The 12,672-nt window shown below is 73.2% G+C and carries 11 protein-coding genes; 7 read left to right on the forward strand and 4 right to left on the reverse strand.

The annotated features are described in order from the left end of the window. Positions 1-90: 90 nt before the first annotated feature. The 6 genes from EKG83_RS28680 to EKG83_RS28705 all read left to right on the forward strand — a co-directional run bounded on the left by EKG83_RS28680 (position 91) and on the right by EKG83_RS28705 (position 7,410). Positions 91-1,251 carry an ROK family transcriptional regulator gene (locus tag EKG83_RS28680; RefSeq protein WP_033433851.1) on the forward strand — a complete coding sequence of 387 codons (1,161 nt, stop codon included), beginning with the start codon at positions 91-93 and terminating at the stop codon, positions 1,249-1,251. Positions 1,252-1,369: 118 nt separating this feature from the next. Beyond that, positions 1,370-1,729 carry a hypothetical protein gene (locus EKG83_RS28685; RefSeq protein WP_153278514.1) on the forward strand — a complete coding sequence of 120 codons (360 nt, stop codon included), beginning with the start codon at positions 1,370-1,372 and terminating at the stop codon, positions 1,727-1,729. A gap of 269 nt (positions 1,730-1,998) precedes the next feature. After that, a complete protein-coding gene (locus EKG83_RS28690; protein ID WP_228122251.1) occupies positions 1,999-3,459 on the forward strand; it encodes a sensor histidine kinase in 1,461 nt (486 codons plus the stop codon). A 367-nt stretch (positions 3,460-3,826) separates the two neighbouring features. Further along, positions 3,827-4,468: a TetR/AcrR family transcriptional regulator gene (locus EKG83_RS28695; RefSeq protein ID WP_084716904.1), complete on the forward strand. Its 642-nt coding sequence runs from the start codon at positions 3,827-3,829 to the stop codon at positions 4,466-4,468. Positions 4,469-4,474: 6 nt separating this feature from the next. Beyond that, positions 4,475-6,640 (forward strand): MMPL family transporter, encoded by a 2,166-nt coding sequence (locus EKG83_RS28700; protein ID WP_033433850.1) that lies wholly within the window; start codon positions 4,475-4,477, stop codon positions 6,638-6,640. 203 nt (positions 6,641-6,843) lie between these two features. Beyond that, positions 6,844-7,410: a VOC family protein gene (locus EKG83_RS28705; RefSeq protein ID WP_228122252.1), complete on the forward strand. Its 567-nt coding sequence runs from the start codon at positions 6,844-6,846 to the stop codon at positions 7,408-7,410. A 167-nt stretch (positions 7,411-7,577) separates the two neighbouring features. On the opposite strand, the gene EKG83_RS48415 is transcribed toward EKG83_RS28705, so the two are convergent. From EKG83_RS48415 to EKG83_RS28725, 4 genes are all read right to left on the reverse strand, one after another. Further along, the gene (locus EKG83_RS48415; protein ID WP_033433848.1) at positions 7,578-7,961 is read right to left on the reverse strand and encodes a TetR-like C-terminal domain-containing protein; all 384 of its coding nucleotides are present in this window, start codon (positions 7,959-7,961) and stop codon (positions 7,578-7,580) included. Between the two features lie 85 nt (positions 7,962-8,046). Then, positions 8,047-9,291, reverse strand: a complete 1,245-nt coding sequence (locus tag EKG83_RS28715; RefSeq protein WP_033433847.1) for a 2-hydroxyacyl-CoA dehydratase family protein — start codon at positions 9,289-9,291, stop codon at positions 8,047-8,049. Continuing rightward, positions 9,284-10,348 carry a 2-hydroxyacyl-CoA dehydratase family protein gene (locus EKG83_RS28720; RefSeq protein ID WP_228122253.1) on the reverse strand — a complete coding sequence of 355 codons (1,065 nt, stop codon included), beginning with the start codon at positions 10,346-10,348 and terminating at the stop codon, positions 9,284-9,286. The genes EKG83_RS28715 and EKG83_RS28720 overlap by 8 nt, the downstream gene beginning before the upstream one ends. Before the next feature lie 2 nt (positions 10,349-10,350). Next, entirely contained in the window at positions 10,351-11,583 is a 1,233-nt protein-coding gene (locus EKG83_RS28725; protein ID WP_033433846.1) for a CaiB/BaiF CoA transferase family protein, read from the reverse strand. 70 nt (positions 11,584-11,653) lie between these two features. Between EKG83_RS28725 and EKG83_RS28730 the strand changes: the two genes are divergently transcribed. Beyond that, the gene (locus EKG83_RS28730; RefSeq protein ID WP_211269204.1) at positions 11,654-12,574 is read left to right on the forward strand and encodes a PaaX family transcriptional regulator; all 921 of its coding nucleotides are present in this window, start codon (positions 11,654-11,656) and stop codon (positions 12,572-12,574) included. Positions 12,575-12,672: the final 98 nt, after the last annotated feature.

Below are 12,672 nucleotides of genomic sequence, written 5' to 3' on the forward strand. Positions count from 1 at the left end.
CACGTTTTTGTCACGCAAGGGGTCTTGCCAGGTAGTTTCGCGGCGGTACTATTGCGCTCCGGTCACCCCGATCTCGACGAGGAGCGCACGGTGCTCGACGCCGCATCGCCCTGGGCACCCCTGCTGCCCTCCGCCCGCCGCGTGACGCTGGAGGTCCTGCTCCACGGCCCGCTGGCCCGGTCGGAGCTGGCGGACCGGTTGGGCCTGTCGACGGCGAGCCTGACCCGGCTGACCAAGCCGCTGGTGGACGCCGGCCTGCTGCGCGAGGTGGACACGCCGAACCCGCGCGGCGGCGGCCGGCCGCTGCAGCCGCTGGACGTCGACCCCGACGTGCAGCGCTTCATCGGCATCAAGCTCGCCGGGTTCCGCGCCTACGGCGTGCTGACCAACCTGCGCGCGGACATCCTCGACAGCGCCTCCGTCGACATCACCGAGCACGACGTGGACGCGGTCGTGGCCAGGATCGCCGACCTGGTCGCGTCACTGGACGACGCGGGACGACCGGTCGCCGCCATCGGCATCGGCATCGGCGGCGTGGTCCACGGGTTCGCCCGCGTCCAGCGCGCCGTGTTCCTGCACTGGAAGGACGTCGACCTCGGCGCGGCGGTCTCCCGGGCGACCGGCAGGCCGACGGTGGTGTCCAACGACCTCGACGCGTTGCTGGAGGCGGAGCACTGGTTCGGCGACGGCCGCGACGTGGACAGCTTCGCCGTGCTCACCATCGGCGCCGGCGTCGGCGGCGGCCTGGTCATCCACGACCGCCTCGTCGGCGGCCCCGACTCCGGGCTCGGCCTGCTCGGCCACTTCCCCGTCGACCCCCTCGGCCCGATCTGCCCCGAAGGGCACCGCGGCTGCGTGAAAGCCCTGCTCACCACCGACGCCATCCAGTCGCAGGCCGCCCTGACGCTGGGCCGGCCCGTCACCTACGACGAGGTGCTCGACCTCGTCGAAACCGGCGACGCCGTCGCCGACCAGATCGTCGGCCGGGCGGCCCACGCGTTCGGCACGCTGATCGCGGCCGTCGCCAACATCGCCCAACCCGAGCGGATCATCCTGACCGGCGAGGGCATCCGCCTCGCCCAGGTCGCCGAAGCCCGCGTGCGGGCCGCCATCGGCCAGTCGCGCCACCCCGAGGCGTCACCGATCGACCTGCGGTTCCTCAACGACGACCCCACGCTCTGGGCCCGCGGCGCGGCAGCCGTGGCGATCCAGCGCACCGTGCTGGCCGTGCTGCCCTTGCGGGCCGGCTGACCCCCATCCCGAGCCTCCCCACCTCTGAGGCAAGGCACGTCCGGAGCCCGAGCACGTCATCGCACCCGCGTCCTGCTCGCGGGCGCGACCGCGGTCCTCGCCACCGCGGCGGCAGGCCGTGTCGACCCGAACCGGCGGCTGCTCAACCGCGACGGCGCCGACTGGACCTACCCGATGCGTCAACCCGCCCACCGGGTTCGCGCAGTTCGTCGAGAAGACCGAGCAGGCCACCGGCAAGCCTGTCGGCTTCTACGCCGTGGACGGCTACGGCGACCGGGAGCCGGACCGTACCGCATGCCGACCCCGGACAGGTTCGAACCTTGCCGGGAGTGCTCTGAAACGGTCCTGGGTCAACCTGAAGTGGTCTTCAGGTCGGGCACCCTGGTTGCGGCATAGTGCTGGTATGCGGGTGTTGGTGGCGGAGGATTTCATCGTCGAGGTGGAATACAGCGGTCTGGACGGACACCGGTTCCGTTGACGGCGGCCGAGGACGGCGGGCTGGACGAGACCGAAGGGGTTGGACACCGATGCGGACGACCGCCTGACCAAGCCGTTTCCCCGCGTGGTACCGGTGGCCCGACCGCGGGCGCTGTTGTGTGCGGGGCGAAGCCCGGAAACACGACCTCGACCTCATCGAGGTCTACACCGGCGCCCTGCGCCGCAAGATCGATACTCCATTCAACCGAGGCACCGTTGTCACCGCCCGCGACATCGGGTACCGACCACCGGGTGCAAGGAGGAGACCAGGTGAACAGGCACTGGCCGCGCTCGCTGCGACTGCCGGTTTCGATCATGGCGGCGTTGGTGATGGCCGTGCCGATAGCCGCCATCGTGGTGCTGGCCGCGAACTCCCTGCGAGATGAGGCAGTCCGGCTCGAAGTCGCGTCAAGTGGATATCGCGCGCTCTGCAGTTCCCTCGGGGAAGAGATCCCGGCGGACAAGAAAAGACCAGACTTGATACCCTGGGTCACCGTCCCGGAATCGCAGGACTGCCTAGTCGGCAGCGAGTTCTTTTCGAAGCAAATCGGCGCGGGGGTCACCGTGCCTGCCAAGCCCGTGCGACCGGAGAACGCAATCCCCCGACAGGTCATGGGCGCCGACTCGACGATGACCTGCCTCGCGGAGTATCATTCCGGCACCATCACGCCCGAGTTCTCGTCATGGCCCCTGACTGATCCCCGACGAATTCGAGCCAGATTGACGACCGCGACAGGGGAAACCGGGGTCGGTGATCTGACCGGCGGTTGGTTGCCGGAGGAGCACCAAGCACGGCTCGCGGGTATCCAGCGCGCCCTCAACGCGCAGGTCCTGTTCCTGCTGGGCGGCGCGGCGGTGCTGATCGGCCTGTTCGGCGGGGTCGTGTGGCTCGCCACCGGCCGAGTGCTTCAGCCGGTCGAGGCGATCCGCCGGGAGATGGCCGAGATCACCGAGCAGGACCTGACCCGCCGGGTCCCCGTACCGCGTGGCCGCACCGAGATCGCGGGACTGGCCACCACGGTCAACGCCACACTCGAGCGGTTGGAGGCCGCCGTGGAGGACAACCGGCGGTTCGTCGCCGACGCCTCCCACGAGCTGCGCACCCCGATCGCCGCCCTGCGCGCCGAGTTGGAGATCGCCACCACCTACCCCGACCTGGCCGACTGGCCCGCGGTGGCCGACGCCGCACTGGCCGACACCCAACGCCTCCAACACCTCGCGGGCGACCTGCTCCTGCTCGCCCGCCTCGACCACGCCTCCACCACGCCCACGTCCACCGCGGGCCAGGACGACACCGTCGACCTCACCGCCTTGACCCGCGAGCAGACCGAACGCCACCGCAGCCGCCACACCCTCACCACCCTGGTGCCGGACCGGGCGGTACCGGTGCGTGGCAGCCGCTTCCTGCTCGACCGACTGCTGGGCAACCTGCTCGACAACGCCGAACGCCACGCCACCGCCACCATCACCATCCGCCTGACGGCCACTGCCGACCAAGCGGTGCTGGAGGTCCTCGACGACGGCCCCGGCATCCCACCCGAACACCGCGACCGCATCTTCGACCGCTTCACCCGCCTGGACCACGCCCGCACCGACGACACGGGCGGTACCGGCCTGGGCCTGCCCATCGCCCGCCGCATCGCCACCGTCCACGCGGGCACCCTCCGCGCCACCGACCCGCTCGACGACCATGGCGCACGACTCGTCGCCACCTTCCCCTTGACGCGGTGAACCCGACGCACCGCACCGACCCCAGGATGTTTCCGCCGAGCCGCCGACGGCGGCATCCGACAGGGCGGCGAGGTCGGCCCGGCGGGAGCCCTTCTTCCCGCCTTCCGGCCGCGATGGACCGTCATCCGGCAGACCATGCGGGTTCGGTGGCCGGCTGCGCGGTTACCCCTCTGCCGCAGGCCGCGCCGGGCTGAACCGCACGTGGAAACGCCAGAGTGGTCACCACCGCGCCCCGCCAGCCACCATTGCCACTCCGTTCGGGCGACACACAACCGGGCGCCCCGCAGCACACAAAGTGATCGAACACACCTACCGATCCGGTCGGTAAACCGACCGGATCGGTAGACGCGTTGGTAGCGTCGCGGCCATGGCACGACCTACCCGCCAGTACGCCGACGAGCGCATCCTCGACCGGGCGGCCGGGCTGTTCGCGCGCCACGGGTTCGCGCACACGTCGCTGAAGGACCTGGCCGACGCCGTCGGGCTGTCCAAGGCCGGGTTGCTGCACCACTTCCCGAGCAAGGAGGCCCTGTTCCAGGCCGCGCGCGAGATGGGTCGCGTGCACAGCCAGCAGGTCCTCGACCGGGTCGCGGGGCTGCCCGCGGGCGCGGCGCGCGACCGGAGGGCCGTGGAGCTGCTGGTCGACGTCGCCCTGGACCGGCCCGGGCTGGTCGCCCTGGCGTCCCGCGCGATCAGCGCCCTCGGCACCGACGAGGAACCCGACGACGACAGCGGCCTGGAGGGCATCGACCGGCTCGTGTTCTCGCTGTTCGGGGTCGACCCGGAGGGCGGCGACACCGAGCGGCTGGTGCGGGTCGTCGGGATGCTCAGCGCCCTGGCCGTGCTCAGCCTGTCCGCCAACCGCGCCGGCGACCGGACCGGGTGGCGGCCCCACATCATCACGACCTGCCTCGACGCGCTCGGCCACGGCGGTCCGGGCGCCACACCGCCCGCCGCCCCCGCGCCCACCCGCTCCGCACCGTCCGATCCAGCTCAGGTGGAGGACTGATCCCCCATGGCACGTCTGCTCTACCGACTCGGCTTCGGCGCCTACCGGCGCCGGCTGGTCGTCGTCCTGTTGTGGCTGCTGGTCCTGGGCGGCACGGCCGTGGGCGCGGTGACCCTGTCCGGGGCCACCGCCAACTCCTTCTCCATCCCGGGCCAGGAGTCCACCACCGCGCTGGACAAGATCGACGAGCAGTTCGGCGCGCAGGGCGGCGGCACGACCGCGCGGGTGGTGGTCAAGGCCCCCGAGGGGCAGAAGCTGACCACGCCGGAGAACGCGCAGAAGGTCGGCGCGCTGGTGCAGCAGCTCGGCACGCTGCCCGGCGTGACCTCGGCGAGCAACCCGCTGAACCCGCAGGCCCCGACCGTCAACCCCGACCAGGACACCGCCTACAGCACGGTCACCTACGACGCCAAGCCGGGCGAGGTGACCGGGGAGCAGCGCACCGCGCTGACCGACGCCGCGGCCGACGCCCGCGCCGGCGGGTGGACCGTCGAGGTCACCGGCGAGGCCATCCAGGCACCGCCGCACGTCGGCGGCATCGTCGAGGTCATCGGCGTGGTGGTCGCGCTGGTGATCCTCGCCCTGACCTACGGCTCGCTGGTGATGGCCGGCATGAACCTGCTCACCGCCGCGGTCGGCGTGGGCATCGGCACCCTGGGCATCACCATCGCCACCGGCTTCATGGACCTGCAGTCCACCACGCCGATCCTGGCCGCGATGCTGGGCCTGGCCGTGGGCATCGACTACGCCCTGTTCATCATCAACCGCTACCGGCAGGAGCTGCGGCGCGGCCGGGACGTGGGCGACGCCATCGGCACCGCCGTGGGCACCGCCGGTTCCGCCGTGGTGACCGCGGGCCTGACGGTGGTCATCGCCCTGGCCGGCCTGGCCGTGGTCGGCATCCCGTTCCTGACCCAGATGGGCGTCGCGGCCGCGCTGACCATCGTGGTCGCCGTGCTGGTCGCCGTCACCCTGGTGCCCGCCGTGCTCGGCTACCTCGGCAAGCGCGCGCTGCCCCGCGGGCAGCGGGACGCCGTGGAGGCCGAGCCGCGCGACCGCGGCGTCTACCGCGGCTGGGTCGGCGGGGTGACCCGCAACCGGGTGGCGGCGCTGCTGCTGGCCGTGGTCGGCCTGGGCGCGATCGCCGTGCCGGTCACGTCCATGGAGACCACCCTGGTCATGGCCCCGCCCGCGGGCACCACGCAGGAGCGCGCGGACCGGCTGCTCGCCGAGGGCTTCGGCGAGGGCTTCAGCGGCCCGCTGGTCGTCCTGTTCGAGGGCGACGACGCGGCGCAGACCGCCGCCGGCGCGGTCGCCGGCATCCAGGACGTGGACGACGTCGCGCTGGTGACGCCCCCGGTGCCCAACGCCGACGGCACCGCCGCCATGGTGACGGTCATCCCCGAGTCCGGCCCGGCCAGCCCGGCCACCGAGCGGCTGGTCGGCGACCTGCGCGACCGCTTGGCCGACGTGACCGGCGCGACCGCCTACGTCACCGGCGCGACCGCGGTCAGCGTGGACGTCGCGGTGGCCCTGGACGAGGCCATGCCGATCTACCTGGCCCTGGTCGTGGGCCTGGCGCTGGTGCTGCTGGTCCTGGTGTTCCGGTCGATCCTGGTGCCGCTGGTCGGCGTGCTGGGCTTCCTGCTCACCATCGGCGCGTCGCTGGGCGCCACGGTCGCGGTGTTCCAGTGGGGTTGGCTGGCCGACGCGGTCAACCTGGACGGCACCGGGCCGCTGCTCAGCCTGACGCCGATCCTGATGGTCGGCATCCTGTTCGGGCTGGCCATGGACTACCAGATCTTCCTGGTGTCGCGGATGCACGAGGCGCACAGCCACGGCCGGGCGCCGCGCGAGGCCATCGGGACCGGGTTCCGCCAGGCGGCGCCGGTGGTGGTGGCCGCGGCGCTGATCATGTTCTCGGTGTTCGCGGGCTTCGTGCCGTCCGGTGAGGGGCCGATCAAGTCCATCGCCTTCGCGCTGGCGATCGGCATCCTGGTGGACGCGTTCGTGGTGCGGATGGTGCTGGTGCCGGCCGCGCTGGCGCTGCTGGGCAAGGCCGCCTGGTGGCTGCCCGGGTGGCTGCGGTGGCTGCCGGTGCTGGACGTGGAGGGCGCGGGGTTGGAGAAGCCGCGCGAGGAGGAGAAGGTCCTGGCGGACGCCCGCCGATGAGGTGACGTGGGGGCCGGTGCCGGGGTTCGGCGCCGGCCCCTCACGCCGGGGAATGCCCCGATCGGCGGCTCGGCCGAGCGCGACGAGCCGGGCGGGGGTGGACCGCACGTCGACTTCTCACCGGGACGAACGGGCCCCGGGAGGACGACAGTGGTGGCGAGTGAAACCCCGAGCCACCCCGATGAGGAGTTCCGGCCATGGACATGAAGCTCGAAGTAGTGGTCCTGCCCGTCACCGACGTCGACCGGACCAAGCACTTCTACCAGACCCTCGGCTGGCGTGAAGACGCCGACCTCGTCTTCGGCGCCTCGCGGGTCGTGCAGCTGACCCCGCCGGGATCGCGGACCTCGGTCCACTTCGGCACCGGCATCACCGACGCCGCCCCCGGCTCGGTCCGCGGCACCTACCTCGTCGTCGACGACATCGAAGCCGCCCGCGCCGAGCTGACCGGCCACGGCGTCGACGTCAGCGGCGTGTTCCACCGCGACGACTCCGGCGCGTTCGCCCCCGGCGCGCACCCCGACCGCGGCACCTACGCCTCGTTCGCCACCTTCAGCGACCCCGACGGCAACACCTGGCTCCTGCAGGAGATCACGCGCCGACTGCCCGGGCGGGTCACCGGCGTGACGTACGACTCGACGCAGCGGCTGGAGCAGGCACTGCGCGACGCCGCGGCCGCGCACGGGGAGCACGAGGAGGAGACCGGGCAGCACGACGAGAACTGGCCCGCCTGGTACGCCCGGTACATGGCGCGGCACCAGGACGCCTGAGCCCACCCGGCGGTGCGCGGGCCGACCCGCGCACCGGATTCCCGGGAGTGCGGAATCACGGCTCAACGCGATGTCGACCGGATGGTGGCACCGAGCGCGCGGGCGACGTGGTCGGCGAGCCGGTCGAGGTGGTCGGGTTCGACCGGGGCCCGGGGGACGGTCAGCCGTCAGTGGACGGGGGCGGCGGCCAGGGCGGGGCTGCGCACGGCCTCGGCGGTGACGTCGGGCAAGACCGTGGCGGAGCGGGGACGGGTCAGCCAGTCGTGGACCAGGCGCAGGATCGCCGGCAGGTCCCCGCGCAGCGAGCCGGTGTCGGGGACGTCGGCTCGCGGCACGCCGAACTCCGAGAGCACCGCGACGACCATGCCCTGCTCGGCCAACTCGTCGAACACGGCGTCGGTGATGGCCGAGGTGACGCGCGGCTGGGGGTGGCGGCGCCGGCCGGTGCCGAGGGCCTGGGGGGCGCTGAGATCACCGCGCTGCTCGCCGGCACCGGCCTGCCGCCGGAATTCGCCGCCGTCCTCGCCCGCCTCGACGAGGACGTCCGCCACGGCGCGGAGGACCGCGTCACCCCCACCGTGCCCGACCTCACCGTGCGGGCCGCCTTCACCGCCCGACGCCCGGAAGTCGCGGTCGTCACCGGAGGACTTCCCGCTCCAGCCAGTCCTCCAGCGCCGGTTCCGCGGACTCCCGGTAAGAGCGGGTGTCGACGTTGTCGGCGTGGAGTTCGTAGACCGGGATGCCGGCCGCGCGAAGGGCCCGGTTGGTGAAGTAACCGCCCCTGGCGTCGTCGGACACCAGGTGCACCACGCCGTCGACGCGGTGGAGCCTCGCCTCCTTCACGTACCACTCGCTGGACCACGGCGGTGTGTACAGCTGGTCGTTGAAGGCGGCGAACCGGGCGGCGAGCGCCCTGAGCGGGTCGTCGCCGTAGCGCGGGTACCCGTCGGCGGCTACGGCCAGGTACATGGACCACACGAAGACCGCGCCGTGGCGTTGCTCGAACCTGCGGTAGAAGTCCATGTCGTACCACAGGCCCCGGCCGATCCACATGAGCCGGGCGCGCTCGTCCTCGCACACCGCCGCGCCGGCCCGGACGCGGGCTTCCACCTCTTCGTTGAACCGCCGCGCGGCGTCGCGGGCCCACTCCGTCCCCCGGTGCCACTGCGGGATCATGACGCTCGGGATGCCGTCCGTGACGGCGAGCGGGGTCGGCGTGGTGCGCGCGACGAGGTCGCGGGTGCGCCTGTTCCACTCCGCCTGCTCGTTGACCAGGTCGAGGACCCGCCGCAGCGCGCGTTCGCTGAACACGCGGCCCGTGGTGGTCTCCAGGAAGCGGATCAGGTTCTCCAGCTCGGACACCATCAGGTCCAGCCGCGCCGTGCCGACCGCCTTCTCCCAGTCGTGCGGCATCAGGTCCCACCAGTTCACCGGGACCGCGTTCTCGGCGGCGCTCTCCAGCGCGTAGTAGGTGATGCCCGGCTGGCTGCCCCACACGTCGAAGATCTTGCGGGTGCCGTCGCCGACGGTCTCGCCCAGCACGATCGTCGGCCGGGGCAGGCCACCCCACGGCGCGTCGCGCGGATCGGGGTCGAACAGCGACGCGAGCGGGATCGAGCTGTACTGCTCGGTGTGGTCGGGGTAACCGCGCTCCCGCAGGAGTTCCAGGTGGTGGGGCGCCCGCCGCTTGGCCGCCACCACGGACGCCCACCACTGGTTGACCACGTACGGGATCCCCATCGCGCGGAAGATCTCCTGCGGGGCGTCGGCGTTGACCAGCGCCAGCGGGCCGCCCCCGGCGGCGGACTCGCGCAGGCCGTGGAACCACTCGCGTTGGTACCGGGTCGCCTCCGCGGCCGATGCCAGCAGCTTCTCAACCAACGAACACCTCCGCGAGGTCGATCGAGCCGTACTCCTGGCGGTCGACCAGCACGGCCGGGATGCCGTGCCGGCGCAGCGCCTCCCGCTGCGCCGGGAAGTCCCAGGGCGGCGCGTCGTCGTTGCGCCGGACGTAGGACACGACCAGTTCGGCTCCGCGGTCGACGGCCGCGCGCGCCGTGTGCGCCGCGCGCGCCGCGATCGACGCGCGTGCGGCGGTGGGACCGTTGTACTGGTACCGCTCGACGAGCGCGGCGAGGGTCGGTTCGCCCACGAGCCGCGCGGCGAGGAGGTCCCCCCAGTCGTGGTCCTCGCCGACCACGACGCCCCCCGCACCCTCCAGCGACCGGTACACGTCCGGGTTGTCGTGCGAACTGCCCGTGAGGAAGACGCGCCGTCCCGCGTGGACGTCCGGGTCGGACTCCAGGACCTGGCGCAGCAGGCGGTTGTGCTCCGCCACGGGCAGGACGGCGCCGAACGCGGCCAGCGCCTGCACCCCGGTCAGCCGGAGGTCCCGCCGCATCGCGGACACCGCGCGCCACAGCTCGCGCCGCTCGTCGTGCAGCGCGATCGCCGACGCGATCCGCTGCTCCGTCAGCCGCGTGCCGGTCCACCGCTCCAGCACGGCGACCAGCTCGGCGAAGCGGCCCCGGACGTACCGCGTGGTCGTCCAGTGGGGCAGGTGCAGCACGTCGACCAGGTGGGTCTCCGGCAGCCCCAGCCCGGGTTCGAGGCGCCGCAGCTCCCGCACCGCGTAGAACAGCCGCAGCGAGCCCTCGCAGTCCCGTGACACCAGGAGCCGGTCGAGCCTGCCGTACTCCCCCGCCAGCAGCCGGGTCAGCACCGACAGGGTCGCCGGGTCCACGCCCCGGCCCAGGTAGGTCTCCCCCGCCGCCACGTCCGTGCCGGGTCGTCCCGCCAGGCGCACCGGGAGCGCGCCCGCCGCCGTCACCAGCTCGACCGGGACGTCCTGGCCGACGCAGCCGATCACGAAACCGCCGGCCTCGACCGGGTAGCGCCGCTCGTAGTGGTCGACCAGTCGTTCCAGAGGGGTGTCCACGGTCAGATGACCCCGTCCGCGCGCAGTGCGGCGAGGCGGTCGCCGCGGTAGCCGAGGAGGTCCCCGTACACCAGGTCGTTGTGCTCGCCGAGCGCGGGAGCCGGCCGGTCGAACCCGACGTGGGCGCCGGAGAACACGATCGGCACACCGGTGGCGGAGATGTCCGCCGTCGCGCCGTGGACCGGGTGCGTCAGCGCGACCACCTCGCGGCGCGCGCGGACGAGCGGGTCGCGCACGGCCTCGGCGGGCTCCCGCACCTCGGCGGCGGGCACGCCGTTGTCGACGAGCAGCGCCACCACCTCGGCCCGCCGCCGCCCGGCCGCCCACCGGCCGATCAGCTCGTGCAGCACGGCCGCGTTGGCCACCCTCGCGTCCCTCGTCGCGAACCGGGGATCGGCGGCCAGCGCCGGCTCCCCCATGGCGCCGAACACCCCCGCCGCGAACCGGTCGGTCGGCCCGCACAGGGCGAGCCACCCGTCCGCGGCCTCGAACAGCCCGAACGGCGCGAGCCTCGGCACGAACGAGCCGGTGCGCTGCGCCAGGCCGACGGCCGCGTAGGCGTCGAACGGCTCGCACGCGACGAGCGAGGTCAGCGCGCCGAGCATCGAGACGTCCACGTGCTGCCCCGCCCCGGTGCGGTCGGCCTGCGCGAGCGCGGCCAGCGTGCCGATCACCGCGAACAATGGCGCCACCAGGTCGCCGACCGGCAGGCCGTGGCGGACCGGGTCGTCGCCCTCCCGCCCGGCGGTGCCCATGATCCCCGACAGGGCCTGGACGATCGTGTCCATGGCCTTGGCCGGCCCGCCCCGGGCGCCGAAGCCGCTGATCGACGTGTAGACCAGCCGGGGGTTGACCGCCAGCACGGACTCTGGGTCGATGCCGAGCCGCGCGGTGACGCCCGCGCTGTAGTTCTCCACCAGCACGTCGGCGTGCCGCACCAGGTCGGTCAGGACGCCGCGCCCCTCGGGGTGCTTGAGGTCGAGCGTCACGCTCTCCTTGTTCCGGCCCCGCAGCAGCATCGACACCGACACGTCGTCGTCGTGGACCCGCCCGAGGCCGAGCCCGTCCCGGCCGAGGTACGGGGCGTTGCCCCGCGACGGGTCCCCGCCCGTCCGCGGGTTCTCCACCTTGATCACCCGTGCGCCGAGCCCGCCGAGCAGCAGGGTGGCGTAGGGCCCGGCCAGCGCGGTCGTGAGGTCGACGACCGTCCGGCCGGCGAGTGGTTGTCCGGTCACCTGCGCACCTCCTCGGTCACGACCGGCACATTCCATGACGGTCGGCATCCCACCTGTACGATCGCGGGTCGTGACGGCCACGCCGCGATCCGCCGCCCAGCGCGGTTCCCGCTCCGACCCGCCGGCCCTCCGGCAGCACGGCGGCGCGCCCCAGCACCTGCTGATGACGCTCTACGCGGACTACTGGCTGTCCACCGGCGGCCGGGCGTCGTCGGCGGCGCTGGTCCGGCTGCTGGCCGAGTTCGGGATCAGCGAGAGCAGCAGCCGGGCGGCACTGGGCAGGCTGTCCCGGCGCGGCATGGTCACCGTGCACCGCAACGGCCGCCGCACGTTCTACGGCGTCGAGGGCGCCGCGGCGGCGACGCTGGGCGACTCGGTCCGCAGGGTCCTGTCGTTCGGCGCGGTGTCCCGGCCGTGGGACGGCAGGTGGACGACCGTCGCGTTCTCCGTCCCGGAGGAGCAGCGCGAGGTCCGCCACCGACTGCGCACGCGCCTGCGCTGGCTGGGGTTCGCACCCGTCTTCGACGGCTTCTGGATCTCGCCGACCGCGCCCGCCGACGACGCCCTCCGCGAACTGGAGGCCCTCGGCGTGACGAGCGCGGCCGTGCTGCGCACCGACGGCCCCGTCGCCGGCCGGCCGCTGACCGGGGCGTGGGACCTCGACGAGGTGCGCGGCCTGTACGAGGGGTTCGTCGACACCGCGGCCCCGCTCGCCGAGCGGGTTCGAGCGGGCGGGGTCACCGCGGCCGAGGCGCTGGTGAGCCGCACGCGGGTCATGGACGAGTGGCGGACGTTCCGCTGGAAGGACCCGGACCTCCCGCACGAGCTGCTGCCGGCGGACTGGCCCCGCGACACCGCACGCGCGCTGTTCGCCGAGGTGTACGACGGGCTCGGACCGCTGGCCGAGCACCGGGTCCGGCAGATCGTGCTGGAACTCGCCCCGGACGACGTCGACCTGGTCCGCCACCACACGACCCGTCGGATGCCCTGACCCCTTCGGGTGAACGGCCACGCGACCCACCCAGTTCACTTGACACATATAGGGACGATCGCACCGAAAAGTGTCTAGCTTTCCCCGTCGCGACTGTA

The sequence above is a fragment of the Saccharothrix syringae genome (assembly GCF_009498035.1).
In the GTDB taxonomy this organism is placed as follows: domain Bacteria; phylum Actinomycetota; class Actinomycetes; order Mycobacteriales; family Pseudonocardiaceae; genus Actinosynnema; species Actinosynnema syringae.

What these genes read in the sequence shown, in the direction of transcription:
- EKG83_RS28695 (WP_084716904.1), top strand. Translation starts at nt 3,827, where the DNA reads ATGGCACGACCTACCCGCCAGTACGCCGACGAGCGCATCCTCGACCGG.
- EKG83_RS28705 (WP_228122252.1), top strand. Translation starts at nt 6,844, where the DNA reads ATGAAGCTCGAAGTAGTGGTCCTGCCCGTCACCGACGTCGACCGGACC.
- EKG83_RS28700 (WP_033433850.1), top strand. Translation starts at nt 4,475, where the DNA reads ATGGCACGTCTGCTCTACCGACTCGGCTTCGGCGCCTACCGGCGCCGG.